Here is a 26530-nt window from a genome sequence, read left to right as displayed (position 1 = left end):
GCTGCCCACGCCCGTGGGCGGAACATTAGACTCATCGGATCGGCACGCTCGATCAGCTCAAACGCAAGGAGGCACGGGTGGATCTGCTGACCCGCATCAAGGGACCGCGCGACCTGGACCGGCTCAGCCTCGACGAGCTGGAGCAGCTCGCGGAGGAGATCCGCACCTTCCTCGTCGACGCGGTGTCCAAGACCGGCGGACACCTCGGCCCCAACCTGGGCGTGGTGGAGCTCACGATCGCCCTGCACCGGGTGTTCGAGTCGCCCCGGGACAAGGTGCTCTGGGACACCGGCCACCAGAGCTACGTCCACAAGCTGCTCACCGGCCGTCAGGACTTCTCCCGGCTCAAGAGCAAGGGCGGCCTCTCCGGCTACCCCTCCCGTGCCGAGTCCGAGCACGACGTCATCGAGAACAGCCACGCCTCCACGGTCCTCGGCTGGGCCGACGGCCTGGCCAAGGCGAACGAGGTGCTCGCCAAGGACGACCACGTCGTCGCGGTCATCGGCGACGGCGCCCTCACCGGCGGCATGGCCTGGGAGGCGCTGAACAACATCGCCGCCGCCAAGGACCGCCCGCTGGTCATCGTGGTGAACGACAACGAGCGCTCGTACGCCCCGACCATCGGCGGTCTGGCCAACCACCTCGCCACCCTCCGTACGACCGACGGTTACGAGCGGTTCCTGGCCCGCGGCAAGGACATCCTGGAGCGCACGCCCGTCGTCGGCCGCCCGCTGTACGAGACCCTGCACGGTGCCAAGAAGGGCCTCAAGGACTTCATCGCCCCGCAGGGCATGTTCGAGGACCTCGGCCTGAAGTACGTCGGCCCCATCGACGGGCACGACATCGAGGCCCTGGAGTCCGCGCTCCAGCGCGCCAAGCGCTTCGGCGGCCCGGTCATCGTGCACTGCCTCACCGAGAAGGGCCGCGGCTACACCCCGGCCCTCCAGGACGAGGCCGACCGCTTCCACGCCGTCGGCAAGATCCACCCGGACACCGGCCTGCCGATCTCCACCTCCGGCCTCGACTGGACCTCGGTCTTCGGCGAGGAGATGGTCAAGCTCGGCCAGGAGCGCGAGGACATCGTCGCGATCACCGCGGCCATGCTCCAGCCCGTCGGCCTCGGCAAGTTCGAGGAGGCCTTCCCGGACCGGATCTACGACGTCGGCATCGCCGAGCAGCACGGCGCGGTCTCCGCGGCGGGCCTCGCCACCGGCGGCCTCCACCCGGTCTTCGCGGTCTACGCCACCTTCCTCAACCGGGCCTTCGACCAGGTCCTGATGGACGTCGCCCTGCACAGGTGCGGCGTCACCTTCGTCCTGGACCGGGCCGGTGTCACCGGTACGGACGGCGCCTCGCACAACGGCATGTGGGACATGTCGATCCTCCAGTGCGTGCCCACGCTCCGGATCGCCGCCCCGCGCGACGCCGACCAGGTCCGCGCCCAGCTGCGCGAGGCGGTCGCCGTCGACGACGCGCCCACCGTGGTCCGTTTCTCCAAGGGCGCGGTCGGCCCGGCGGTCAAGGCGGTCGGCAAGGCCGGCGGTATGGACATCCTGCGCGAGCCGAAGGCTTCCCGCCCGGACGTCCTGGTCGTCTCCGTCGGCGCGCTCGCCCCGATGTGCCTGGAGATCGCCGACCTGCTGGACGCCCAGGGCATCTCCAGCACCGTCGTCGACCCGCGCTGGGTCAAACCGGTCGACGAGGCGCTCGCCCCGCTCGCCGAGCGCCACCGCGTCGTCGTCACGGTCGAGGACAACAGCCGCGCCGGAGGCGTCGGCTCCGCCGTCGCCCAGGCGCTGCGCGACGCCGGCGTCGACGTACCGCTGCGCGACTTCGGCATCCCGCCGGTCTTCCTCGACCACGCCTCCCGCGGCGAGGTCATGGCCGAGATCGGACTGACCGCACCGGACATCGCCCGCCAGGTCACCGGCCTGGTCGCCAAGCTGGACGGCCGATTCGAGAGCCGCGCGGTCGAACCCGCCCGCGACTGACCCGTTTCCACGGCCGATGGGCCGGGAAGACCGCCCCTGTCCGGGTGGTTCTCCCGGTCCATTCGCATGAAACGGGCCGGATGGCGCGATCGCACGCCCTCCGGTCCCCATCATGGCGTTCACAACGAGTGCGTGGAGGTAACGCAGGTGAGCGCGCAGGTCACACCACCCCGCGGAAACGGTATGTTCCGCACCAAATCCGTCGAACAGTCGATGCGTGACACCGAGGAGCCGGAACACGCGCTCAAGAAGTCCCTCTCCGCCCTGGACCTGACGGTCTTCGGCGTCGGCGTCATCATCGGCACCGGCATCTTCGTCCTCACCGGCCAGGTCGCCAAGGAGACGGCGGGTCCTGCCACGGCGCTCGCGTTCGTCGCGGCGGGTGTCGTGTGCGCGCTGGCCGCGCTCTGCTACGCCGAGTTCGCCTCCACCGTCCCGGTGGCCGGCTCCGCGTACACCTTCGCGTACGCCTCACTGGGCGAACTGGTGGCCTGGATCATCGGCTGGGACCTGGTGCTGGAGTTCGCGCTGGGTACCGCGGTGGTCGCGGTCGGCTGGTCCGGCTACGTCCGCTCGCTGATGGAGAACGCCGACTGGACGATGCCCGAGGCACTGTCGGGACCGGACGTGGCGGAAGGGTTCGGCTTCGACATCCTGGCCTTCGCCCTGGTGCTGGTGCTGACCGTCATCCTGGTCATCGGCATGAAGCTGTCCGCCCGGGTCACCTCGGTCGTGGTGGCGATCAAGGTCGCCGTGGTCCTCATGGTGATCATCGCGGGTCTGTTCTTCATCAAGGCCGACAACTACAAGCCCTTCATCCCCCCGGCCGAGACGCAGCCCGCCGGCTCGGGTTGGGACGCCCCGCTCGTACAGCTGATGTTCGGCTACGAACCGACGAACTTCGGCGTGATGGGCATCTTCACCGCCGCGTCCATCGTCTTCTTCGCCTTCATCGGCTTCGACGTGGTCGCCACCGCCGCCGAGGAGACCAAGCTGCCCCAGCGCGACATGCCGCGCGGCATCCTCGGCTCGCTCATCATCTGCACGGTGCTCTACGTGGCGGTCTCCATCGTGGTCACCGGTATGCAGAAGTACACCGAACTCTCCGTCAGCGCCCCGCTCGCCGACGCCTTCAAGGCCACCGGGCACCCCTTCTACGCCGGGCTGATCAGCTTCGGCGCCGCGGTCGGCCTCACCACGGTCTGCATGATCCTGCTGCTCGGCCAGACCCGGGTCTTCTTCGCCATGAGCCGCGACGGCCTGCTCCCGCGCTTCTTCTCCAAGACCCACCCGCGCTTCCACACCCCCTACCGCCCGACGATCCTGCTCGGTGTGGTGATCGCGATCATCGCCGGCTTCACGAGCATCGAGGAGCTGGCCACCCTGGTGAACATCGGCACGCTCTTCGCGTTCGTCGTCGTCGCCCTCGGTGTCCTGGTCCTGCGCCGCACCCGCCCGGACCTGCCCCGCGCCTTCCGCGCCCCGTGGGTGCCGGTGCTCCCGATCGTCTCGGTGGCCGCCTCGGTCTGGCTGATGCTGAATCTGCCGGTGGAGACCTGGGTGCGGTTCGGGGCCTGGATGGTGCTCGGCGTGGTGATCTACTTCGTGTACGGGCGCTCCCACAGCCTGCTGGGCAAGAGGGGCCGCTAGGGCCGTACCGTACGGGGCCCCACGCACCGGGCCCCGTACGCCTCGACCCGCTGCCGCAGTCCGCGGTCGGCGGTGACGACGACGCAGCGGCGCTCCGGGGCCGCGGCCGCGGCCAGCTCCGCGATCAGGTCGTCACCGCTGCCCGGGGCCGGGGCGACCTCGACCCCGGCCACCGACTCGACGCCCCGGGCGGCCCCTTCGACCACGAGCACGATCCCGACCGGGCCGGGCAGCCCCGGCAGCCCGGCCGCCGCGTACGGGACCAGCGAGTCCCTCAGCCGCTCCGCCGCCCCGCGCCGGTCCCGCCACCAGCCGTCGGGCACGGAGCCGACCACGTTGGCGGCATCCACGATCACCAGTACCGCTGCGTCCTCGCTCATCCCGGCAGGGTGTCACGGGGCGGCCGGCCCGCGGTGCGATCAGCCGCCGGTGGCGGGGGACTTCTTCGCCGACTCCGGGATGGTGGTGTCCTCGCGGATCGCCTTCCACAGCTGACCGGCCTGCGGCTCGGAGGCGATCACCCGGGCCGGGTCGATCTTGTCGTACGCCACCGGCAGCATGATCGTCTCCATCGAGGCCGGGTCGACGCCGTTCATCGAGCGGGCGAACTCGGCCAGCGAGGCGAGCGAGGCGAGCCCCGAGTCGGTGGTGAGCGACTTGGTGGCGGAGTTGGCGATCTTGTACGAACCGGCCGGACTGCCCAGCAGGTCCTGCGACTTGACCTCGCTCAGCAGGGCCATCAGGAACTGCTGCTGGAGCCCGATGCGGCCGAGGTCGCTGCCGTCGCCGATGCCGTGCCGTGTCCGGACGTACGCCAGGGACTCGGTGCCGTTCAGCTTCTGCGGGCCGGCGCTCAGGTGCAGTCCGCTCGCCTTGTCGTCGATGTCCTGCGGCACGTCGACGGTGACCCCGCCGATGGCGTCGACCAAGTCCTTGAACCCGGCGAAGTTGATCTCCAGGTAGTGGTCGATGCGGACGCCCGACATCTTCTCCACCGTCTTCACCACACAGGCCGGACCGACCAGGGAGTAGACGGCGTTGAACATCTCGCGTTCCTTGGCCGGCACCGTCGTCCCGTCGGCCTTGGTGCACTCGGGCCGGGTCACCAGGGTGTCGCGCGGTATGGAGACGGCGACCGCCTTGGCCCGCCCTTCGGGTATGTGCACCACCATCGCGGTGTCGGAGCGCGCACCGCTGACCTTCCCGCCGCCGCCCAGCTCCGCGTTCTCCGCCCCGGCGCGCGAGTCCGAGCCGAGGACCAGCAGGTTCTGCCCGCTGGTGGGGAGCTTCTCCGGGCGGTCCTCGCCGAGCGCCTTGTCGATGTCGACGCCCTTGATGTTGCCGTCGAGGCTGCTGTAGAGCCAGAAGACGGTGCCGCCGCCCGCGAGCAGCAGGACGAGGAGGACGCCGAGCGTGATCTTGAGGCCGCGGCGGCGCTTGCGGGGTTTGGCGGCGCGCCTGGACCGGGGCTCACCGGGCGGGCGCGATCCGGCGGCGGAGGTCTGATCTGTCATGGGTTCGTCTGGTTCTTCCGTCGGGACACGCTGGAAGGCGTGCGAGAGGAGAGGAATAGGTAAGGGGCGGGGCATTTCTGCCGAAGTCGCTCCGTGGGTACCGCGCTTCTGCCCGAAGGGTTTTGCATCCCAAAGTCGCATGGTGCGACAGGAATCACCCGTAAATCGACCCCTGTCGAGTATTATTGTGACACTAGTTGTTGCAGTGAAGCGTGAAGCTCGGCAGGGACGATGGGACTCCGCCCCATGCCGTTCCGGCGTCGGAGAAGGCATTCAGTGGAGAACGGGGCGGGGAACGATGGCTTTGCGTACCGGGCGTCGACGTGCCGCGGCACCCTCCCGGAAGGGCCCGGCCGAGCAGGTCCAGGAGCCCGTGGCGAGCGACGAGAGCCTGGCGGCCGCACCGTCCCGGGCCGACTGGCTGGTCTCCTCGCCGGACGGCCGCCTCAGCGCGTACGCCCCGGCCCGGACCGGCGGGATCGTCCGATGGACCGATGACCCCGCGTCCCCGAACGGCTGGGCAGCGCCCGAACTTCTGCTCAGGGATGCCCGGATGCTCCCGTATCTCTCCGTCGCGCATGGCCCCGGCGGTTTCGTCGACCTGTTCGGTGTGCGCCGCACGGACGGCGGCCCGCACTCGCCGCTGGAGCTCGTGTACGCCTCGCAGTACCAGCCGGGCCGGCCGATGACCGGCTGGCACTCCGTGGGCAACCCGCACGCCAAGGACCCGGAGTCGGCCGCGGCCGTCGGCGCGCCGGTCGCCGTCGTCGACAGCAGCGACACCCTCCATGTCTTCGTCCGCAGCGCCGCCGGAGGGGTGTTCACCCGCAGGCGCGGCCCCGACGGGGTGTGGGGCAAGTGGACGGCCCTGCCGTGCAAGCGCGTTCGTGAGGGGATGTCCGCGACGGTCACCCGGTCGGGCCGCGTCGAACTCTTCATACCGGCCGACAAAGGCGTGTACGTCTGGCGTCAGGAGAAGCCGGGGGGCCCGCTGGACAGGGCCCCCAACCTCGTCTTCATCGCCCGGCCAGGAACGGCATCCGGTGTGGAGACCTACGAGGGCAGGATCACCCACTTCTGGCGTGAGGAGGTGTCCGGCGAGGTGGTCGCCTACCGGCCGCCGCCGCCGGGAGACACCGACGTACCGCCCGCCCCGCTGTCCGGAGGCTCCGGGCGAGGCCCGCTCGCCCTCGCCCGCTGCCTCGTCGACGGCTACGACTGCACCGTGCTGGCCCAGGAGGAGGGGACGGGCACCCTCGCGCTCACGGCCTACCCGACCGAGATGGAGGCGGCCGGAGCCTGGTGGGCGGAGACCCGTGAACCCTGCGAGGGGGCACCGGCACTCGCCCTGGACCGGCACGGAAGGCTGGTCGTCGCCGTCATCGGGCCGGACGGCCGGATGCGGACCACCCGGCAGCGCGCCGACCAGCAGGGCATGGCCCTGGAGGGCTGGCGCAGGCTGTGAGCCGCGGGCGGCCCGCGCGGCCGCCCCCCGCTCGCCCGTTCCGCGCTCCGTCTCCCCCCGCATCGTCACTCGGCCTTCTCGGAGACCCGGACGGACAGCTCGGTCCCGGCCGTGTAGTACGGCTTCACCATGACCGGCGCACCGTCGTCCGTGGGCACCACCATGGTCGGGTAGGCGAACACGCTCTTCACATCCACCACGTCCGTCAGGAAGCGGCCCAGCCGCGCGACGACCGGGTCGTGGCGCCTGCCCACCCACAGGTCCCACAGCTCGTGCCGGGACACCAACTGCTCGGCCAGGTCCGACGCGGGGAGCGAGAACGAGAAGTCGGCACCGCCCGAGGAGACTCCGGGCAGCCAGAAACCCGACTCCTCCACCCCGCGCCTGCGCATCAGCAGCAGCGGCTCCGCGGCGCCGAAGTCGGAGCCGTACAGCAGCCCCCGCACATGCATGACTCCGTCGCCGACCCAGACCTCGGTGGCTTCGGCGTGGCGGTCCCTGGTCCAGGTGCGCAGCGCCAGGTGGCCGCTCTCGGACGCGTACGGGAGCTGTACGACGGTGTACGCGGGGCTGGTGGCTACCGGGCCGAAACCGCGCAGATCGATGCTGCCGGGCCGAACTTTCACCGGTTTGCCCTCGCCGTTGTCCAGATGGATGTCCCAGCGGCCCTCGGACAGGACGCCCGGGTCCGGCGGGACGACCGTGGCGTACCGGTGCGGCACACCGTCGTCGGAGGGCAGCAGCGGCAGCCTGACGGGTCGTTCGCCACGCCGAGCCTTGCGTCGGCGCAACACCAGCTGGAGGTCGTCGCGGCCCCCGCGCACGCCGTCCAGACGCAACGTGATCAGCCCGTCGGGCGCCACCGCGCAGCCCACCGCCACCTCGGCGGTCGGCCGGCTCTCCCGCCGGGTCCGGCGGGCCATCCTGATCACCTGCTCGAACCGACCGGCCGAGAGCTCCGGGCCGAAGGCGCGGGCGTCCTCGCGGGCCTGGGCACCCAGGGCCGCCCGCGCCGGTTCGTCCTCGATCAGCCGCAGCAGCGCGGCAGCGAACGCGTCGGCATCGTCCACCGGCGTGAGCAGGCCGTTGACCTCATGGCGGACGATCTCCTTGGGCCCGCCCGCGCAGGCGGTCGCGACGACGGGCAGCCCGCAGCGCATGGCTTCGGCCAGCGCCAGACCGAAGGACTCCCGGTCCGACGTGCCGGCCGCGATGGCGGCCGACGCCCAACGTGCCTCCAGCCGGGGCTCCTCCATCATGAGGAACACGTGGTTGTACAGGTCGAGTTCGGCCACCAGCGCGCGGAGCTGGCCGTACTCCGGCCCGGTCCCGTAGATCCGCAGCCGCCAGTCGGGCCGGGCCCGCACCACCTGGGAGAAGGCCTGGACGAGCAGGTCGAAGCGCTTCTCCGGAACCAGCCGCCCGGCGGCCATCACCACGCGCGAGCGCCCGTCCGCCGGGGCGACCCGGGGATCGGGCACGCAGTCCGGATGGGCGTATACCGCGACGTCCCCCGCCAGCCCCGCGGCGGTGACGGCCCTCGCCTCCTCCGCGCTCGGCACCACGACGGCGTCGAGCCGCCCGAGCCCCGCCCAGGCACGGCTCTGCTCCGCCGCCGGGAGCACCGTGCTCAGCTGGTGCAACTGCCCCACGCGCAGCGCCCGGGGCCGGCCCCAGCGGGAGACGTAGGCGGCCAGTTCGAGACTGGTGCCGACCACCACCTGCGCCTGGCTGGCCCGCAGGTACTCCTCGATCTTGTCGTCCGTCAACTGGCTGTAGCGCCACGACATTTCCTGCGTCCGGGGGATCACCCGGGTCGGCGTGAGCCTGCGCACGTCCTGCTTGTCCGGACGGCGGCCTTCGCGCAGGTCGAGCAGCGGGACGACCCGCACCCCGTGCGCGGGCGCGATCGCGGGCCGGTCCAGCCAGCGGAACACCGAGACGACACGCACCTCGTGGGTGTCGGCGAGCGCGGCCGCGAGATTGAGCACGGCACGGGTGGAGCCGTCCGAGGAATAGGCGTTCTGGACAAGGAATTCGATCTTCATCGCGTTGCCGCGGAAGTCTCGTACGGACTCGGAAGAGGAAAGTACGCCTCGAAGAAGGGGTGAATGAGCGCTTCCTGATCCGCCACGTCGTCCTCGGTGGTGAATGAGTCGTTCACGCAGAAGACCGCCGCATCACGCCGTTTGAGCAACCGGTCGAGTTTCTTCGAGAGCTGGACCATGGAGAGGTGGAGGTAGGCGTACGGAATGGTGTCGGGCACCCCGCGCCCCGTGAAGTACGCGTAATACGGGTACATGCAGGTGCCGACGTCGATATCGGTCCGGCTGCGGAACCTCGCGGCCGCGGTGGCCCGGAAGACGTCCGCGAACTCCCGCTCCATCTCCTCCAGGACACTGCGCCGCAGCGGTACCGGAGTGTGCTTCATCGCATCGATGATCGTGCGGCCGAACCGGCCCTCCAGCAGGGCACGGACGTTCTTGCGCGCCACCTCGTGCGGCAGGTCCTCCGGCAGGACCGGTCCCATCGGGATGCGGACGCTGTCCGGGTAGTGCTTCGAGGCGCCGTTGGGCAGGAAGAACTCGTGCGGGGTGATCGGCCGGCCGACGAACACGTCGTCGTTGAAGTGGATGAAGTGCTCCGAGAGGCCCGGCACCCGGTGCAGCTGGGCGCTGATGGCGTGGGAGTTGAAGACGGGCAGCCGACCGGTCTCCCGGAAGATCTCCCGGTGCGAGACGACGGTGATGCCCTCGGCCGCGCTGTTCAGCCAGTGCGGCACCTGGTCGTCGGTGACCAGGAAGATGTGCCGCACCCACGGCGCGTACATGTGCAACGAGCGCATCGAGTACAGCAGCTCGTCGCGGTTGATGTAGCGCCCGGCGCTCGCCGACTCCTCGTGGAAGACGTCGCCCGAGGCCTCGGCACGCCTGCGCTGCCAGGCCGGGTCGTCGCTGTCCACCCAGGTGTAGACGACGTCGATGGGGAAGGTGATCTCGTCGGCGCCGGTGCAGACGAACTCCTGGCGGGTCGGCAGCCCGCTGCGCTCGGGCTTCCTGCCCCAGCGCCGCTGCTTCGGCGGGGCCTCCGCCTGGGGCGGGGCGAGGCGGGTGAAGCGGTGCGGCGAGACGAGCGTCATCTCGCCGTGCGCCGGAAGATAGCTCGCGCCCCGGTTGATCCGGGGCGGCAGCAGCCGCCCGTCCTCCTCGCGCCAGAACTCGATGTCGCAGCCGTACTCGGTACCGTAGACCAGCTCGCCCGACGGGTCGGCCTGGAACCAGACCGCCCGCAGGACGTCGACGGTCTCCAGCCCCTGCCAGGACGCCTCGCGCGAGCCGAGCTGCAGCAGTTCGCCGGTGCGCAGGACGGGTACCTTGCGCTGGATGTACCCGGGGCTGCGGGAGAAGAGCGACCGCAGCGCCTGGGCGACCCGGCCCCGCTGCTCGTCCCGGACGCCGACGGCCGACGAGGTGTCCTCGGTGCCGGGCACCACGAAGTGCTCCACGCCCGCCTGGGTCAGCGCGATGGAGACCAGCGACAGGTGCTGGGCGCGCACCGCGAGCGGGGTGAGGCCGGGCTGCACGTGCGCGACGCGGCGGTGCATTCCCACCGGCACCTCGTGCAGGCCCGGTGGCAGCGCACGCCGCGCGCGGCCGACCGTGGCATTGATCGGATGGATCACCGAATACTCCAGTACATCAGTGCGTCCTCAAGACGCCGGAACGACGCGTGGGAGCCCGGGTACCTGCTCGGCAGGCTTCCCGGGCGCCGGGCGGGTCAGACGGAGGCCAGGGGGCGGCCGGGCGTCAGATCGACGGCCGTCCTGGTTCTGGCCGCCGAGAGAACGGCCTCGGCCACCGCCACCGTCCCGGTCGCCTGCTCCAGCGTGACGATGTCGGCGTCCTTGCCGAGCACGGCGTCACGGAAGGTCTCGTGCTCGTGCAGCAGGGGTTCGCGCTTGACGATCGCGTAGCGCGTGACGTCCCCCTCCGAGACGCCCCGGAACTGACGCAGCCCCTCCCACTCGGTGGGCTGGGAGCCGTTCGCGTAGAACCACAGGTCGGCGGTGAGGGTGTCGGCCACGAAGCAGCCGTGCTCGCCCGTCACGATCGTGACCCGCTCCTTGAGCGGGGACAGCCAGTTGACGAGATGGCTGGTGACCACACCACCCGAGAGGTGTCCGACGAAGGCGACCATGTCCTCGTGCGGCCGGCCGCTGCGGGACACCGTGGCCGAACTCACCGACTCGTAACGGCCGCTGGTGAGCCATGCGGTCAGGTCGATGTCGTGGGTGGCCAGGTCGTACACCACGCCGACGTCCGCGATCCGAGCCGGGAAAGGCCCCTGGCGGCGCGTCACCACCTGGTAGACGTCGCCGAGTTCACCCATCTCCAGCCGGGCGCGCAGTTCACGCAGAGCCGGGTTGAAGCGCTCGATGTGACCGACGCCGGCCACCAGCCCCCGCTCCCGGAAGGCCCGGCCCATCGTCTCGGCCGACTCCACCGAGGGGGCGACCGGCTTCTCGATCAGCGCGTGGACACCACGCCCGGCCAGGTCGAGCGCGACCTCCTCGTGCAGAGCCGTGGGGCAGGCCACGACGGCGTAGTCGATTCCCCTCGCCACGAGTTCGGCGACCGTACGCACCACGGGCACGCCGGCGGGCGCGCTGTCCGCGCCCGCCACCGGGTCCGCCACGGCGACGAGCTCGACGCCCTCCAGGGAGGCGAGGACACGGGCGTGGTTGCGCCCCATCGAACCGAGGCCGACCAGCCCGGCCCGCAGGGTCTTGTGGGTGCTCACGCGCGGCCTCCCACGACCTCGTTCACGGTGGCGGTCAGCTGCTCGAGCTCCTGCGCGGTGAGCATCGGGTGGACCGGGACGGACAGCGCCTCGGCCGCGGCCCGCTCGGTCTCCGGCAGATCACCGGCCGCGTACCCGAGGACCTTCTCGCCGGTCCGGAACGGCGCCAGCCGGTGCACCGGGGTGGGGTAGTACACCGCGTTGCCCACCCCTCGCTCCTGGAGCTCCCGGGAGACCGTGTCCCGGTCCTTGCCGCCTTCCGCGGTCACCCGGATCGTGTACTGGTGGTAGACGTGCTTCGCGCCCCGCGCGACCGGCGGGGTGACGACCGCGCGCAGCCCGGCGTCGAGTGCCGCGGCGTTAGCCCGGCGCTGCCGGGTCCAGGTGTCGAGGCTGCGCAGCTGTACGCGGCCGATCGCGGCGGCGACGTCGGTCATCCGGACGTTGAAGCCGACGATCTCGTTGGCGTACCGCTGTTCCATGCCCTGGTTGCGCAGCAGCCGCAGGGTCCGGGCGGTGGTGACGTCACCCGTGGTGATCATGCCGCCCTCAAGGCTGTGCATGTTCTTGGTCGGGTAGAAGCTGAAGCAGGCGGCCGCGCCGAAGGCACCCACCGGCGTGCCGTCCAGTGACGCGGCGTGGGCCTGGGCGGCGTCCTCCACGATCGCCAGGCCGTGCCGCTCGGCCAGCTCGGTGAGCGGACCCATGGCGGCCGGGTGGCCGTAGAGGTGCACCGGCATGATCGCCGCGGTGCGCGGGGTGACCGCGGCCTCGGCGGCCTCCGGCGAGAGGCAGAAGCTGTCGCGCTCGATGTCCGCGAAGACCGGGGTCGCGCCGACCAGACGGACCGCGTTGGCGGTGGCCGCGAAGGTGAAGGAAGGGACGATCACTTCGTCGCCCGGGCCGATGCCGAGCGCCATGAGCGACAGGTGCAGCGCGCTGGTGCCGGAGTTGACCGCGACACAGTGCCGTCCGTCGACGAACTTCGAGAACTCCTCCTCGAAGGCGGCGACCTCGGGGCCCTGGGCGACCATGCCGCCGCGCAGTACGCGTACCGCGGCCTCGATCTCCTCTTCGCCGATCACCGGAGCTGCTGCGCGGATCACGCGCTGGTCATGTGTCATCGTTCCACTTCGCAAGGGTCGGGGTGCCGGGTCCGCCACTCGGCGCGGCCGGCGTCCAGCCGGTCCGCGGGAGGCCGGGTGAAGCCCGGTCCGGGGTGTTCGTAGGGACTGGGTACGGGAAAGTAGCTCTCCAGGAAGTTCCTCAGCATCGCCGTGCGGGCCTCGGTCGTCTCCGGATCGTCGACGGTGTCGTTGATGCAGAAGGTGTGGTAATCGCGCTGGGCGAGCAGCCGGTTCAGATGCCGTCCGGTGTTGGGTGCCGCCAGGTCCAGATACGTGTAGCGGATCTTCCCCGGCACGGAACGGCTGGTCTGCTGCCCGTAGTAGTGGTGCAGCGAGGACGTGATCGACAGGTCGCCGGGGCTGCGGAACTGCGAGTGCTGGGTCAGCCGGTGCTCGGTCGCGTACCGCTCCTCGATCTCCTGGAGGATGTCGCGGCGCAGGGAGTGCGGCACGTGCTTCATCTTCCGGGTCAGCACCCGGTCGAACGTCCCGGCGATGACGACCCGGTTGTTCTTCGCCGCGATCTCGGACGGCGGGTCCTGGGGCGAGGGCGGTGTCATCGGGACGAGCGCGTTCGAAGGGAAGTACTTCGAGAGGCCGTTGGCGTGGAAGAACTCGCCCGAGGTGACGCTACGGCCAAGGAACACGTCGTCGTTGAAGTAGAGGAAGTGGTCGGAGAGCCCGGGTATGCGGTGCAGCTGGCTCTCGATGGCGTGCGAGTTGAAGGTCGGCAGCGCGGTGGGATCGCTGAAGATGTCGCGGTGGTGCACGACCTCGATGCCCGGGTGCGAGGTGTCCAGCCAGGCCGGCACCTGCCCGTCCGTCACCAGGTAGATGGTGCGCAGCCAGGGGGCGAACTGGTACAGCGAACGCAACGAGTAGCGCAGTTCGTCGCGGCTGGTGAAGCGGGCGGCGCTCACCGCCTGCTCGTGGTAATCGGTACGGCCCAGCGCGCCGGCCCGGCGTCGGATCCACTCGGGATCGGCCCCGTCGACCCAGGTGTACACGGCGTCCACCGGGAACGTGACCTCGTCCGGGAGGGAGAGCGTGAACTCCGAGCGGGTGTGCACCTGCGCGGGCGCGCCCAGCGCACCGCTGACCGGTCCCGTGAAGTGACTGACCGGGACCTGTACGGGACGCTCGGCGGCGACCACGGCCATGGCGGTGAGGTTGGGGACGGGGGCGGCCAGCAGCCCGTGCTCCTCGGCCCAGAACTCGATGACGCACGCGTGGTTGGGGCCCAGCGTCCAGCGACCGGTGGGGTCGGAGAGCAGCCACCACATCCGCAGAACCGTATCTGCTTCCAGCTGCGACCAGGAGCCGCGCTGGTCGGCGTGGAGCGGACGACCGCCGCTCACACCGCCCGAGATGAGAGCGCCCTCGGCGAGGGAACTCACCCGCAGGGCTCGCTCGGTCCTGGCCCGTTGGGCCGCGGGAACGGCGATGGCGGTCATCGTGACGGAGTTGCCGCGCACGCAGAAGTGCGGGATGCCGTGCCGCTCCAGGATGTCGCAGACGCGCAGCAGGTTCGTGGCGCGGGCCACGGAGGGGGCCAGGCCCTCGGTGATCTCGGCGGCGCGTATCCGGCCGCCGGACCAGACCAGGCGCACCCCGGCCCGGCCGGCATCCCGGCGCAGCCGCTTGCTGAGCCGCAGACTCAGGTGCTTGCGCAGACCGCGCCAGGCAGAGCCCAGCCCGGCCAGGCACTGTTGCAGGAAGAGCCGGCTGTCCGCCGGGAAGACCTTCACCAGCCGCTGCCGCAGGGCGTGCGGCAACGTACGCCGGTACAGGCGCACGAGCGTGGACGTCTCAGGATTACCCATCGCTCGCGACTACCTCATGCTCCCCCGCTCGGCCTGTCGGCGAGCAACCAGTACTGGTGACGGCGACACGTCTGTGCAGTCGGTCCGGCGGAGTGGGGGAGACGAAGAATCCGTCGCAAGTGCTGCCGAGTGAAACAGAAGTGTCGTAGAGGTGAAGATTAACAAGAAACTAAGGTTGAGTCTGCAATTAAAAGGTTCCGATGTGACTACTTTCCGGACTTTAGGCACGCAAAGGCGGGCCGTACGAGAGTCTCGTACGGCCCGCCCCGGCTTGCTCCGGCCCGCCCCGGCCCGCTCCGCGTGCCTTCCGCGGAAGCGCTCCAGAGGTGCTACGAGCGTTAGGCCGGCACGCTCGCCACGCCCTGCGCCAGGAACGGCTTGCCGTTCACCCGCTGCGAGACGCCCTCGCGGTCCAGGTACGGCGTGATGCCGCCCAGGTGGAAGGGCCAGCCCGCGCCGGTGATCAGGCACAGGTCGATGTCCTGCGCCTCGGCGACGACGCCCTCTTCCAGCATCAGGCCGATCTCCTGCGCCACCGCGTCGAGCACGCGGTCGCGGGTCTGCTCCTCGGTGAGGACGGTGTCGCCCTGCTGGAGGAGGGCGGCGACCTCGGGGTCGAGGACCGGCGCGCCGGAATCGTAGACGTAGAAGCCGCGCTTGCCGGCCTTCACGACCGCCGCGAGGTTCTCGGAGACGGTGAAGCGCTCCGGGAAGGCGCGGTTCAGGGTCTCGGAGACGTGCAGTCCGATGGCCGGGCCGACCAGCTCCAGGAGCACCAGCGGCGACATCGGCAGGCCGAGCGGCTCGACGGCCCTCTCCGCGACCTCGACCGGGGTGCCCTCGTCGATGACGTTCTGGATCTCGCCCATGAAGCGGGTGAGGATGCGGTTGACGACGAACGCCGGAGCGTCCTTCACCAGGACCGCGGTCTTCTTCAGCTTGCGGGCCACCCCGAACGCGGTCGCCAGCGAGGCGTCGTCGGTCTGCTCGCCGCGGACGATCTCCAGCAGCGGCAGGATCGCCACCGGGTTGAAGAAGTGGAAGCCGACGACCCGCTCGGGGTTCTTCAGCTTCGACGCCATCTCGGTCACCGAGAGCGAGGAGGTGTTGGTGGCGAGGATCGCGTGCGCCGGAGCGACCGCCTCGACCTCCGCGAACACCCGCTGCTTGACGCCGATCTCCTCGAAGACGGCCTCGATGATGAAGTCCGCGTCCGCGAAGCCCTCGGCCTTGTCGAGCACACCGGAGACCAGGCCCTTGAGGCGGTTGGCCTTGTCCTGGTTGATGCGGCCCTTGCCGAGCAGCTTCTCGATCTCGGCGTGGACGTAGCCCACACCCTTGGTCACGCGCTCCTGGTCGATGTCCGTGAGGACGACCGGGACCTCCAGGCGGCGCAGGAACAGCAGCGCCAGCTGGCTGGCCATCAGGCCCGCGCCCACGACGCCGACCTTGGTGACCGGGCGGGCCAGGTTCTTGTCCGGAGCGCCGGCCGGGCGCTTGGCGCGCTTCTGGACCAGGTTGAAGGCGTAGATGCCGCTGCGCAGCTCGCCGCCCATGATCAGGTCCGCCAGCGCCTGGTCCTCGGCGTCGAAGCCGGCGGACAGGTCGCCGTCCTTGGCCGCCGCGATGATGTCCAGCGCGCGGTACGCCGCCGGGGCCGCGCCGTGCACCTTGGAGTCCGCGATGGCCCGGCCACGGGCCACGGCCTGGTCCCAGGCCTCGCCGCGGTCGATCTCGGGCCGCTCGACGGCGAGCTCGCCCTTCAGGACGGCCGCGGTCCAGATCAGCGACTGCTCCAGGAAGTCCGCGCCCTCGAAGATCGCGTCCGCGATGCCGAGCTCGTAGACCTGCCTGCCCTTGAGCTGACGGTTCTGGTTCAGCGAGTTCTCGATGATCACCGAGACCGCGCGGTCCGCGCCGATCAGGTTCGGGAGCAGCGCGCAGCCGCCCCAGCCGGGGACCAGGCCGAGGAAGACCTCGGGCAGCGAGAACGCCGGGATCGCGGTGGAGACGGTGCGGTAGCGGCAGTGCAGACCGACCTCGACACCGCCGCCCATCGCCGCGCCGTTGTAGTACGCGAACGTCGGGACCGCGAGGCCGGACAGGCGGCGGAAGACGTCGTGCCCGCCCTTGCCGATGGCGAGCGCGTCCTCGTGGCGGCCGAGCAGCTCGACGCCCTTGAGGTCGGCGCCGACGGCGAAGATGAACGGCTTGCCGGTGATACCGACGCCGGTGATGGTGCCGTCGGCGGCCTCCTTCTCGACCTGGTCGATCGCGGCGTCCAGGTTCGCCAGCGACTGCGGTCCGAAGGTGGTCGGCTTGGTGTGGTCCAGGCCGTTGTCCAGCGTGATCAGCGCGAACCGCCCGGCACCGGACGGCAGGTCCAGATGGCGTACGTGCGCCTGGGTGACGACCTCGCCCGGGAACAGCTCGGCCGCACCCTTCAGAAGCTCAGTGGTGGAGCTCACTTGTTGCCTCCGTCAGCGTTGAAGTGCGGGTTCTCCCAGACGACCGTGGCGCCCATGCCGAAGCCGACGCACATCGTCGTCAGGCCGTAGCGGACCTCGGGCTGCTCCTCGAACTGCCGGGCCAGCTGCGTCATGAGCCGGACCCCGGAGGAGGCCAGCGGGTGGCCGTAGGCGATCGCGCCGCCGTACTGGTTGACGCGGGCGTCGTCGTCGGCGATGCCGTAGTGCTCCAGGAAGGCGAGCACCTGCACGGCGAACGCCTCGTTGATCTCGAAGAGACCGATGTCGTCGATGCTCAGACCGGCCTGGGCCAGCGCCTTCTCGGTCGCCGGGATCGGACCGTAGCCCATGACCTCCGGCTCGACGCCCGCGAAGGCGTAGGAGACCAGGCGCATCTTGACCGGGAGACCCAGCTCGCGGGCGACGTCCTCGGCGGCGAGCAGGGAGGCGGTGGCGCCGTCGTTGAGACCCGCGGCGTTACCGGCCGTCACCCGGCCATGGGCGCGGAAGGGAGTCTTCAGACCCGCCAGCGACTCCATCGTGGTGCCCGGGCGCATCGGCTCGTCGGCGGTGACCAGGCCCCAGCCCGTCTCGCCGGCTTCGGCGTTGGTGCGGCGCACCGAGACCGGTACCAGGTCCTGTTGGATCTTGCCGTTGGCGTACGCCTTGGCGGCCTTCTCCTGCGAACGCACCGCGTACTCGTCGGCGCGCCGCTTGGTGATCGTGGGGTAGCGGTCGTGCAGGTTCTCCGCCGTCATGCCCATGAACAGGGCGGACTCGTCGACCAGCTTCTCCGACACGAACCGCGGGTTCGGGTCGACGCCCTCGCCCATCGGGTGGCGGCCCATGTGCTCGACGCCACCGGCCACGACGACGTCGTACGCGCCGAAGGCGATGGAACCGGCCGTCGAGGTGACGGCGGTCAGCGCCCCCGCGCACATGCGGTCGATCGAGTAGCCCGGGACGGACTGCGGCAGACCGGCCAGGATTCCGGCGGTACGGCCGAGGGTGAGGCCCTGGTCGCCGATCTGGGTGGTCGCGGCGATGGCGACCTCGTCGATCTTCTTGGGGTCCAGGTCCGGGTTGCGGCGCAGCAGCTCCCGGATGGCCTTCACGACGAGATCGTCGGCGCGGGTCTCGTGGTAGATGCCCTTCGGGCCCGCTTTGCCGAACGGGGTGCGGACGCCGTCGACGAAGACGACGTCCCGGATGGTACGAGGCACGATGGCTCTCCTCCAGGGTGCGGGATGGCACTGCTGCGGGGCACGCCCGTGGGACGCACCGCCTGACCCTCATGCTACTTGCGGGTAACCAGACTGCCCACCCCCCATGGCCGGAGCGTCGAAGGTCACATCGCCCCGGTGCCCGCCGCGGTGTCGGTCAGGCGGAGGAACAGGCTCCGAACCTGGCGTGATTTCGACCATCGGTTCGGTCCGCGAACAGGACCCGCACAACGGAGAACCCCCGGCCGATGACCGGGGGCGTCTTCCGCGCGGGGGTCAGGCGGTGGCGGCGAGCGCCCGGACCAGGAGCGGGCCGACCTGCTCGATCTGCCAGTGCCGGGCCCCGTACCCGGCGAGGGTGTCCTCGACGGCGCTCGGCGTCACGATCTTCGGCGGCTCCCAGCAAATCCGGCGCACGGTGTCCGGGGTGATCAGGTTCTCCTGGGGCATGTGGAGCCGCTCGGCCAGCTCGGAGACGGCCGTGCGGGCCGCCGAGAGCCGGGCCGCGGCCGCCGGGTCCTTGTCGGCCCAGGAGCGCGGGGGTGGCGGCCCGGCCGGCTGCTGACCGGGCTGCGGCAGTTCCGGCTCCGGCAGCGCCTTCGCCCGCTCCACGGCCGCCTGCCACTGCTCCAGCTGACGGCGGCCCATCCGGTGGCCGAATCCCGGCAGTGCGGTGAGCGCCTGTACGTTGGCGGGCAGCGCGAGCGCGGCCTCCACGATCGCGGCGTCGCCGAGCACCTTGCCGGGGGAGATGTCGCGGCGCTGGGCCACCTGGTCCCGGACGTTCCACAGCTCGCGGACGACCGCCATCTGACGGCGGCGGCGGACCTTGTGCATACCGGAGGTGCGGCGCCAGGGGTCCGTGCGCGGCGGGGCGGGCGGCGCCGAGGCGATGGCGTCGAACTCCTCCCGGGCCCACTCCAGCTTCCCCTGCCGCTCCAGCTCGTCCTCCAGCGCGTCGCGCAGGTCGATCAGGAGCTCCACGTCGAGCGCGGCGTAGCGCAGCCAGGGCTCGGGCAGCGGGCGGGTGGACCAGTCGACCGCGGAGTGCCCCTTCTCCAGGGCGTAACCGAGGACGTTCTCGACCATGGCGCCGAGGCCGACGCGCGGGAAGCCCGCGAGCCGTCCGGCCAGCTCGGTGTCGAAGAGCGAGGTGGGAGCCATGCCTATGTCCCGCAGGCAGGGCAGGTCCTGCGTGGCGGCGTGCAGGATCCACTCGGAGCCCGACAGGGCGGCGGACAGGTCCGAGAGGTCGGGGCAGCCGACCGGGTCGATCAGCGCGCTGCCCGCGCCCTCGCGGCGCAGCTGCACGAGGTAGGCGCGCTGGCCGTAGCGGTAGCCGGAGGCGCGCTCGGCGTCGACGGCCACCGGGCCGGTGCCCGCGGCGAAGGCCGCGACCACCTGGGCGAGGGCGACGTCGGAGGCCACCACCGGGGGAATGCCCTCGCGCGGTTCGAGCAAGGGGATCGGCGCCGGGGCGACGTCGTCCGGGGGAGCGCCCCCGGTGGTTCGCAGTGAACTGTCTGCTGCGGTCTCTTGGGCGTCGGTCACGCGTCAAGGGTATCTGTGTATACGCGCCACCCGTCGACGGAACGTTCCGTCGACGGGTGGCCATGCGCGTATTCCAGCCGGAGACGCATCGGTGCACGTCCCGGCGGGGGTGGGGGTCAGTGGATGATGCCCGTCCGCAGGGCGACGGCGACCATGCCCGCGCGGTCCCCGGTGCCGAGCTTGCGGGCGATACGGGCGAGGTGGGACTTGACCGTCAGGGCGGAGAGGCCCATCGAGACGCCGATGGCCTTGTTGGACTGGCCTTCGGCGACCAGGCGGAGCACCTCCACCTCACGTCCTGACAGTTCGCGGTAGCCGCCCGGGTGGCTCGGGGACCCGGGAGGCCTGCGGTGCATACGGGCGGCGTTGGCGCCGATGGGGGCGACGCCGGGGCGGGTGGGGTGGCCGATGTTGGTTCGGGTGCCGGTGACGACGTAGCCCTTCACGCCGCCCGCGAGGGCGTTGCGAACGGCGCCGATGTCGTCGGCGGCGGACAGGGCGAGACCGTTCGGCCAGCCTGCGGCGCGGGTCTCGGACAGCAGGGTCAGCCCGGAACCGTCGGGCAGGTGGACGTCGGCAATGCAGATGTCGCGCGGGTTGCCGACGCGGGGACGTGCCTCCGCGATGGACGACGCCTCGATGACGTCACGTACTCCGAGGGCCCACAGATGGCGGGTGACGGTGGAACGGACGCGCGGGTCGGCCACGACGACCATGGCCGTCGGCTTGTTCGGGCGGTAGGCGACCAGGCTTGCGGGCTGCTCAAGGAGAACGGACACCAGGCCTCCTGGGGGAGTGGCGGGACGGGGGCCGGCTCGGGGGATGAAGCCGGGGCGAACCGTGCTTGAAGGGTCATTGACCTCTTCGGCAGCAGACCCGTCCTCCTTTAGAGGAAGATCACGATTTGGTGAGTAACAATTCGGGCAAATAGGACGCGCGATCGATTGTACGAAAAGAGAGCCGGTGGGTGTGCGAAAGGGGTGACGGGGTGTTACGAAACCTGCGGACCACGCCGCTGCGGCAGCGTCACCACCGCCGCGTCCGTCGGGTCCGACGGCGGCAGCCCCGCGATCTGGCAGAGCAGATCACCCCAGGCCATCAGGTGCGACGCCACGTCCGGCACGCCGCCCCGGCCCTCCCGCGGTGTCCACGAGGCCCGGATCTCGATCTGCGTCGCCGGACGGCGCGCGGCCAGCGCACCGAAGTAGTGTGATCCGGCGCGTGTCACCGTCCCTCCGGCTTCCCCGTACGACAATCCGCGCGCGTCCAGCGCACCGGTCAGCCAGGACCAGCACACCTCGGGCAGCAGCGGATCGGCGGCCATCTCCGGCTCCAGCTCGGCCCGCACCAGCGTCACCAGCCGGAAGGCGCCCTGCCAGGCGTCGTGCCCCGCCGGATCGTGCAGCAGGACGAGCCGGCCGTCGGCGAGATCGTCCTCGCCGTCGACCACCGCCGCCTCCAGGGCGTACGCGTGGGGCGCCAGGCGCTGCGGCGGCCGGGTGGCCTCCACCTCCAGCTCCGGACGGAGCCGCGCGGAGCGCAACGCGTCGACCGCCGACCGGAACGCGGGCGGGACGGGAGGACCCTCCGCACTGTCCTTGCCGTCAGCGCCATCGGAATGATCGGAAAATTGTCCCTGAGCCGGAGCCATGCCGGGAAGAGTAGGCGGAACGCGGGCCCCGCGCAGGGAGAGACACCCGTGCGGCGCCGGGCTCCTTCGCCATGCGTGCGAAGATTTGGTGCGTGAGCGCCAACGACCGCCCTTCGGGCCAGCAGACGACGACCGCCGCCAGCCACCACGCCACCCATGACTCGGCGTTCCTCAAGGCCTGCCGGCGCGAACCCGTGCCGCACACGCCGGTCTGGTTCATGCGGCAGGCGGGGCGCTCGCTGCCCGAGTACCTGAAGGTCCGCGAGGGCATCGCGATGCTCGACTCCTGCATGATGCCGGAGCTGGTCACCGAGATCACGCTCCAGCCCGTGCGCCGCCACAAGGTCGACGCCGCGATCTACTTCAGCGACATCGTCGTCCCGCTGAAGGCCATCGGCATCGACCTCGACATCAAGCCCGGCGTCGGCCCCGTCATCGCCGAGCCGATCCGCACCCGCGCCGACCTGGCCCGGCTGCGCGACCTCACGCCCGAGGACGTCCCGTACGTCACCGAGGCCATCGGGATGCTCACCGCCGAGCTGGGCGCCACCCCGCTCATCGGCTTCGCCGGGGCCCCCTTCACCCTCGCCAGCTACCTCGTCGAGGGCGGCCCCTCGCGCAACCACGAGCGCACCAAGGCCATGATGTACGGCGACCCGCAGCTCTGGGCCGACCTGGTGGACCGGCTCGCCGAGATCACCGGCGCCTTCCTCAAGGTGCAGATCGAGGCCGGCGCCTCCGCCGTCCAGCTCTTCGACTCCTGGGTCGGCGCGCTCGCCCCCGCCGACTACCGCCGCGCCGTGCTCCCCGCCTCCGCGAAGGTCTTCGACGCCATCGCCCCGTACGGCGTCCCCCGCATCCACTTCGGCGTCGGCACCGGCGAGCTGCTGGGGCTGATGGGTGAGGCCGGGGCGGACGTCGTCGGCGTCGACTGGCGGGTCCCGATGGACGAGGCCGCCCGCCGCGTCGGCCCCGGCAAGGCGCTCCAGGGCAACCTGGACCCGGCCGTGCTCTTCGCGCCGACCCCGGCGGTGGAGGCGAAGACCCGCGAGGTGCTGGACGCCGCCGCCGGGCTGGAAGGTCACATCTTCAACCTGGGCCATGGCGTGATGCCGTCGATGGACCCGGACGCGCTCACCCGGCTCGTGGAGTACGTGCACGAGCAGACCGCGCGCTGAACGTGACCCGGGGGCCGACCCGTACAGCGGGCCGCCCCCGGAAGGCTCTCAGCTCCCCGCGCCCCGCACCGCCGCCACCGTCCTGCGGGCCGCCACCAGGACCGGGTCCCACACCGGCGAGAACGGCGGCGCGTAGCCGAGGTCCAGCGCCGTCATCTGCTCCACCGTCATCCCGGCCGTCAGCGCCACCGCCGCCACGTCCACGCGCTTGGCCGCCCCCTCACGGCCGACGATCTGCACCCCGAGCAGCCGGCCCGTGCGGTGCTCGGCCAGCATCTTCACCGTCATCGGCTTCGCCCCCGGGTAGTAGCCCGCCCGCTGCGTCGACTCGATCGTCGCCGTGACGTACCGCAGCCCCACCGCCCGGGCGTCCTTCTCCCGCAGCCCGGTCCGGGCGATCTCCAGGTCGCAGACCTTGCTCACCGCCGTACCGACGACGCCCGGGAACGTCCCGTAGCCACCGCCGACGTTCGACCCGATGACCTGGCCGTGCTTGTTGGCGTGGGTGCCGAGCGCGATGTGGCGCGTGCGGCCCCCCACCAGGTCCAGGACCTCCACGCAGTCCCCGCCCGCCCAGATGTCCTCGTGGCCCATCGCCCGCATCGCCAGGTCGGTGAGGAGACCGCCGTGCGGCCCCACCGTGAGCCCCGCCTCCCGGGCGAGCTCCGTCTCCGGCTCGACGCCGATGCCGAGGACCACCACGTCCGCCGGGTAGGTCCGCTCCTCGGTCACCACCTCGCGCACCCGGCCGTCCGGGCCCGTGCCGATCCCGGTGACGGAGGCGCCGTTGACCGTGGTGATGCCGAGCCCGTCCATCGCGTCGTGGACAAGGCGGCCCATGTCCGGGTCGAGCGTCGCCATCGGCTGCTCACCCCGGTTGAGGACCGTCACCTCGAACCCGCGCTTCAGCATCGCCTCGGCCATCTCGACGCCGATGTACCCGGCGCCCACCACGACCGCCCGCCGACCGGAGACCCCGTCCAGCGTGTCCAGCAGCGCCTGCCCGTCGCCCAGGGTCTGCACCCCGTGCACGCCCGGCGCGTCGATGCCGGGCAGCTCCGGGCGGACCGGACGGGCCCCGGTGGCGATCACCAGCTTGTCGAAGCCCGTCCAGTACGCGTCCCCGCCCTCCCGGTCCAGCGCCCGCACCCGCCGCCCGGCCACGTCGATCTCGGTGACCTCGGTGCGCATCCGCAGATCGATGTCCCGCGCGCGGTGCTCCTCGGGGGTACGGGCGATGAGGTCGTCCCGGTGCCCGACGTCGCCGCTCAACCAGTACGGGATGCCGCACGCGGAGTACGAGGTGTAGGGGGAGCGCTCGAAGGCGATGATCTCCAGCTCGTCCGGCCCCTTGAGCCTGCGGGCCTGCGACGCGGCGGACATGCCCGCCGCGTCGCCGCCGATGACCACGAGTCGCTCCGCTGCCATTCCGGGTCCCCTTCGCCGTGTCCGGAGGCCCACGCTACGGCGCTCAGGGAGCCGGTGTGCCCTCCGCCTCCGGCCGGGGTGCCGCAGGGGCCCTGCGGGCCGCCCGCCGGGCGCGCAGCACCCGCCACCCCGTCAGCAGCAGCGCGGCCGTGACCAGGAACGGGGCCGCGGCGCCGATCGCCACCGCGATCCAGCGGAACATCGCCACGAAGGCGTCCCAGCCACCGCCCAGCGCGTCCCGGAACCCCGGGCCGTCGTCCTCGCCGTCCTCGCGCGGGGCGTCCGGCTCGGTCAGGTCGAGCGTGATCGTCGCCAGCGAGGTGCGGTCCCTCAGGCTCGACTGCTGGGCCAGCAGCGACTCCAGGTCGGCCTGACGGCTGCTCAGCTCGCCCTCCAGGGTGACGACATCGCTGAGCTTCTCCGCCTTGTCCATCAGCTCCCGCACCCGCTTCACACTCGCGCGCTGGGTGGCGATCCGGCTCTCCACGTCGACGACCTCGTCGGTGACGTCCTTCGCGTTCGAGGAGCGGGAGAGCAGCTTCCCGGAGCCGGTGAGCTCGCGCAGCACCGCCCGGTAGCTGTCCTGCGGCACCCGCAGCACGAGGTGCGAGGTCTCGTGGGTGTCGTCGATCCGCTCGGTGGTCTCGCTCGCCACCAGGCCCCCGCTCGCCTCCACCGTGCTCCGGGCCGCGGCGGCCGCCTTCGGCGCACTCCGCACCTCCACGGAGAGCTCGGTCGTCCGGATGACGTGGGTGCCCGCGGCCCCCGGCTTCGGCGCCTTCCTCCGCTCGGCGTTCTTCGCCCCGTCCGCCTTCTCGGGGCCCGCGTACTGCTCGTCCACGAGTCCTTGCGGCGCGCTCGCCTTGAGGTCGCTCGCCTTCCCCCCGCTCTCGTCGGACTCGCTGCCGCTGCCCGCCCCGCAGCCGCCGACGAGCAGCAGCGCGCCGAGCGCCCCCGCCGCCAGCGCGGCGCGGACAGCGGGGCGGCGCCGGGGCGCCGGACGCGGCGGGCGGGCGGGGAGTCGGGCGTCGGTATGGCTGGTCATAACAGGTCCCCCAGGACGGTTGTCGACAGTGCCGATTCGACGCGGCGGCCTGGGGACCGGATCCCGGCCCGGGGTTGCAAAGTGGTCACGGTCAGGACGCGGCGGGGATTTGAGAGAGTGGACCCATGCAGCGTTCACATCAGGATGCGGGCCCGCCCGCGCGCCATGTCGTCGTCATCGGCGGCGGCATCGCCGGGCTGGCCGCCGCCCACCGCCTGGTCTCCACCGGCCTGCGGGTCACGCTCCTGGAGGCGACCGACCGGCTCGGCGGCAAGCTCATGACCGGCGAGGTCGCGGGCGTCCAGGTCGACCTCGGCGCCGAGTCGATGCTGGCCCGCCGCCCCGAGGCGGTCGAGCTGGCCGGTGTGGTCGGCCTCGCCGGCCGCCTCCAGCCGCCCGCCACCGCATCCGCCTCCCTCTGGACGCGTGACGCGCTGCGCCCGATGCCCGGCGGCCACGTCATGGGGGTCCCCGGTGACCCGGCGGCCCTCACCGGGGTGCTGTCGCCCGAAGGCCTGGCCCGGATCGCGGCGGAGCGCGACCTGACCCCGACGCCCGTCGGTGACGACGTCGCGGTCGGCGCGTACGTCGCCGACCGGCTCGGCCGCGAGGTCGTCGACCGGCTGGTGGAGCCCCTCCTCGGCGGGGTCTACGCCGGCGACGCCTACCGGATCTCGATGCGTACCGCCGTACCGCAGCTCTTCGACGCGGTGAAGGAGGGCGGCCCGCTGCTGGAGGCCGTCCGCCGCGTCCAGGAGCGCGCGGCGGCCCGGCAGGTGACCGGACCCGTCTTCCAGGGCATCGAGGGCGGTATCGGCACCCTGCCGGACGCGGTGGGCGACGCCGTACGGGCCGGGGGCGGCGAGATCCGTACGCAGACCCCCGTCCTCGGCCTGACCCGTACGGACACGGGCTGGGCGGTCCGCACCGACACCGGGGTGACCACCGCCGACGGCATCGTCCTGGCCGCCCCCGCCTGGTCCGCCTCCACCCTGCTCGCCGCCGAGTCCCCGGCCGCCTCCGCCGAGCTGGCCGGTGTCGAATACGCCTCGATGGCCCTGGTCACCCTGGCCTTCCGCCGCGCCGACATCGAGGCGCGGACGGCCCTGCGCGGCCGCTCCGGCTTTCTCGTACCGCCGGTCGACGGCCACACCGTCAAGGCGTCCACCTTCTCCAGCAACAAGTGGCAGTGGGTGGCGGACAGCGCCCCCGACCTCTTCGTGCTCCGCACCTCCGTCGGCCGGTACGGCGAGGAGGACCACCTGCACCGCGAGGACGGCGAACTCGTGGCCGTATCCCTGCGGGACCTGGCCGCGGCCACCGGACTCGCCGCGCGCCCCGTCGACAGCGAGGTCACCCGCTGGATCGGCGGACTGCCGCAGTACCCGGTCGGCCACCACACCAGGGTCGCGCGCATCCGGGGCGAGGTCGCGAAACTGCCCGCCCTGCGGGTCTGCGGCGCGGTCTACGACGGGGTCGGCATCCCCGCCTGCATCGCGAGCGCACGCCGGGCCGCCGACGAGATCGCGCGGGATCTGACGGGAAAGATCACGGAGGAGATCATCGCCACGCCCACCCTGGTGCGGTCCACCCGGAGCGAGGCGGGACAATAGCCG

General features: G+C 71.6%; 19 protein-coding genes. 5 read left to right on the top strand and 14 right to left on the bottom strand.

Annotated elements, in window-relative coordinates:
- Window positions 1-77 precede the first annotated feature (77 nt).
- Both dxs and ACIQAK_RS21915 read left to right on the top strand, forming a co-directional pair.
- Window positions 78-1991 carry a 1-deoxy-D-xylulose-5-phosphate synthase gene (gene dxs / locus ACIQAK_RS21920; RefSeq protein ID WP_366389920.1) on the top strand — a complete coding sequence of 638 codons (1914 nt, stop codon included), beginning with the start codon at window positions 78-80 and terminating at the stop codon, window positions 1989-1991.
- 183 nt (window positions 1992-2174) lie between these two features.
- Window positions 2175-3641, top strand: a complete 1467-nt coding sequence (locus tag ACIQAK_RS21915; RefSeq protein ID WP_366389921.1) for an amino acid permease — start codon at window positions 2175-2177, stop codon at window positions 3639-3641.
- Here ACIQAK_RS21915 and ACIQAK_RS21910 read toward each other — a convergent pair.
- Both ACIQAK_RS21910 and ACIQAK_RS21905 read right to left on the bottom strand, forming a co-directional pair.
- Window positions 3638-4021 (bottom strand): NTP pyrophosphohydrolase, encoded by a 384-nt coding sequence (locus ACIQAK_RS21910; protein WP_366389922.1) that lies wholly within the window; start codon window positions 4019-4021, stop codon window positions 3638-3640. The genes ACIQAK_RS21915 and ACIQAK_RS21910 overlap by 4 nt on opposite strands.
- Window positions 4022-4060: 39 nt before the next feature.
- A complete protein-coding gene (locus ACIQAK_RS21905; protein ID WP_366389923.1) occupies window positions 4061-5155 on the bottom strand; it encodes an LCP family protein in 1095 nt (364 codons plus the stop codon).
- A 373-nt stretch (window positions 5156-5528) separates the two neighbouring features.
- Between ACIQAK_RS21905 and ACIQAK_RS21900 the strand changes: the two genes are divergently transcribed.
- Window positions 5529-6620 (top strand): hypothetical protein, encoded by a 1092-nt coding sequence (locus ACIQAK_RS21900; RefSeq protein WP_366389924.1) that lies wholly within the window; start codon window positions 5529-5531, stop codon window positions 6618-6620.
- Window positions 6621-6685: 65 nt separating this feature from the next.
- Here ACIQAK_RS21900 and ACIQAK_RS21895 read toward each other — a convergent pair whose 3' ends face one another.
- The 10 genes from ACIQAK_RS21895 to ACIQAK_RS21850 all read right to left on the bottom strand — a co-directional run bounded on the left by ACIQAK_RS21895 (window position 6686) and on the right by ACIQAK_RS21850 (window position 21263).
- Entirely contained in the window at window positions 6686-8668 is a 1983-nt protein-coding gene (locus ACIQAK_RS21895; protein WP_366389925.1) for a glycosyltransferase, read from the bottom strand.
- Window positions 8665-10302, bottom strand: coding sequence for a stealth family protein (locus ACIQAK_RS21890; RefSeq protein WP_366389926.1), 1638 nt, complete (start codon window positions 10300-10302; stop codon window positions 8665-8667). Before ACIQAK_RS21890 ends, ACIQAK_RS21895 begins: the two co-directional genes overlap by 4 nt.
- A gap of 95 nt (window positions 10303-10397) precedes the next feature.
- The gene (locus ACIQAK_RS21885) at window positions 10398-11420 is read right to left on the bottom strand and encodes a Gfo/Idh/MocA family oxidoreductase (protein WP_366389927.1); all 1023 of its coding nucleotides are present in this window, start codon (window positions 11418-11420) and stop codon (window positions 10398-10400) included.
- Entirely contained in the window at window positions 11417-12544 is a 1128-nt protein-coding gene (locus ACIQAK_RS21880; protein ID WP_366389928.1) for a DegT/DnrJ/EryC1/StrS family aminotransferase, read from the bottom strand. Before ACIQAK_RS21880 ends, ACIQAK_RS21885 begins: the two co-directional genes overlap by 4 nt.
- Window positions 12541-14370 carry a stealth family protein gene (locus ACIQAK_RS21875; protein ID WP_366389929.1) on the bottom strand — a complete coding sequence of 610 codons (1830 nt, stop codon included), beginning with the start codon at window positions 14368-14370 and terminating at the stop codon, window positions 12541-12543. The genes ACIQAK_RS21880 and ACIQAK_RS21875 overlap by 4 nt, the downstream gene beginning before the upstream one ends.
- A 338-nt stretch (window positions 14371-14708) precedes the next feature.
- The gene (locus ACIQAK_RS21870; protein WP_366389930.1) at window positions 14709-16838 is read right to left on the bottom strand and encodes a 3-hydroxyacyl-CoA dehydrogenase NAD-binding domain-containing protein; all 2130 of its coding nucleotides are present in this window, start codon (window positions 16836-16838) and stop codon (window positions 14709-14711) included.
- On the bottom strand, window positions 16835-18061 hold the full coding sequence (locus ACIQAK_RS21865; RefSeq protein ID WP_366389931.1) for an acetyl-CoA C-acyltransferase: 1227 nt from the start codon (window positions 18059-18061) through the stop codon (window positions 16835-16837). Before ACIQAK_RS21865 ends, ACIQAK_RS21870 begins: the two co-directional genes overlap by 4 nt.
- Before the next feature lie 276 nt (window positions 18062-18337).
- On the bottom strand, window positions 18338-19612 hold the full coding sequence (locus ACIQAK_RS21860) for a ribonuclease D (RefSeq protein WP_366389932.1): 1275 nt from the start codon (window positions 19610-19612) through the stop codon (window positions 18338-18340).
- Window positions 19613-19728: 116 nt separating this feature from the next.
- Window positions 19729-20391 (bottom strand): response regulator transcription factor, encoded by a 663-nt coding sequence (locus ACIQAK_RS21855; RefSeq protein ID WP_003965521.1) that lies wholly within the window; start codon window positions 20389-20391, stop codon window positions 19729-19731.
- A gap of 212 nt (window positions 20392-20603) precedes the next feature.
- Entirely contained in the window at window positions 20604-21263 is a 660-nt protein-coding gene (locus tag ACIQAK_RS21850; RefSeq protein WP_366389933.1) for a DUF3000 domain-containing protein, read from the bottom strand.
- A gap of 92 nt (window positions 21264-21355) precedes the next feature.
- Here ACIQAK_RS21850 and hemE point away from each other — a divergent pair, with 92 nt between their 5' ends.
- Window positions 21356-22441 (top strand): uroporphyrinogen decarboxylase, encoded by a 1086-nt coding sequence (gene hemE, locus ACIQAK_RS21845; protein ID WP_366389934.1) that lies wholly within the window; start codon window positions 21356-21358, stop codon window positions 22439-22441.
- A 48-nt stretch (window positions 22442-22489) separates the two neighbouring features.
- Here the strand turns inward: hemE and ACIQAK_RS21840 are convergent, their stop codons facing one another.
- A complete protein-coding gene (locus tag ACIQAK_RS21840; RefSeq protein ID WP_366389935.1) occupies window positions 22490-23869 on the bottom strand; it encodes an FAD-dependent oxidoreductase in 1380 nt (459 codons plus the stop codon).
- 43 nt (window positions 23870-23912) lie between these two features.
- Window positions 23913-24914 carry a DUF4349 domain-containing protein gene (locus ACIQAK_RS21835; protein ID WP_366389936.1) on the bottom strand — a complete coding sequence of 334 codons (1002 nt, stop codon included), beginning with the start codon at window positions 24912-24914 and terminating at the stop codon, window positions 23913-23915.
- Between the two features lie 125 nt (window positions 24915-25039).
- Between ACIQAK_RS21835 and hemG the strand changes: the two genes are divergently transcribed.
- Window positions 25040-26527: a protoporphyrinogen oxidase gene (gene hemG, locus ACIQAK_RS21830; protein WP_366389937.1), complete on the top strand. Its 1488-nt coding sequence runs from the start codon at window positions 25040-25042 to the stop codon at window positions 26525-26527.
- Window positions 26528-26530 lie beyond the last annotated feature (3 nt).

Origin of the sequence: Streptomyces sp. NPDC088706, assembly GCF_044752765.1 — a bacterium.
GTDB lineage: Bacteria > Actinomycetota > Actinomycetes > Streptomycetales > Streptomycetaceae > Streptomyces.
The sequence above is the reverse complement of the archived record's forward strand: the minus strand, read 5'-3'. Positions and strand labels throughout refer to the sequence as shown.

Bases quoted from the DNA above. Each gene is read 5' to 3' on its own strand.
- ACIQAK_RS21915 (WP_366389921.1), top strand. From the start codon at position 2,175: ATGTTCCGCACCAAATCCGTCGAACAGTCGATGCGTGACACCGAGGAG.
- ACIQAK_RS21910 (WP_366389922.1), bottom strand. From the start codon at position 4,021: ATGAGCGAGGACGCAGCGGTACTGGTGATCGTGGATGCCGCCAACGTG.
- ACIQAK_RS21905 (WP_366389923.1), bottom strand. From the start codon at position 5,155: ATGACAGATCAGACCTCCGCCGCCGGATCGCGCCCGCCCGGTGAGCCC.
- ACIQAK_RS21895 (WP_366389925.1), bottom strand. From the start codon at position 8,668: ATGAAGATCGAATTCCTTGTCCAGAACGCCTATTCCTCGGACGGCTCC.
- ACIQAK_RS21880 (WP_366389928.1), bottom strand. From the start codon at position 12,544: ATGACACATGACCAGCGCGTGATCCGCGCAGCAGCTCCGGTGATCGGC.
- ACIQAK_RS21875 (WP_366389929.1), bottom strand. From the start codon at position 14,370: ATGGGTAATCCTGAGACGTCCACGCTCGTGCGCCTGTACCGGCGTACG.
- ACIQAK_RS21850 (WP_366389933.1), bottom strand. From the start codon at position 21,263: ATGGCTCCGGCTCAGGGACAATTTTCCGATCATTCCGATGGCGCTGAC.
- ACIQAK_RS21840 (WP_366389935.1), bottom strand. From the start codon at position 23,869: ATGGCAGCGGAGCGACTCGTGGTCATCGGCGGCGACGCGGCGGGCATG.
- ACIQAK_RS21835 (WP_366389936.1), bottom strand. From the start codon at position 24,914: ATGACCAGCCATACCGACGCCCGACTCCCCGCCCGCCCGCCGCGTCCG.
- hemG (WP_366389937.1), top strand. From the start codon at position 25,040: ATGCAGCGTTCACATCAGGATGCGGGCCCGCCCGCGCGCCATGTCGTC.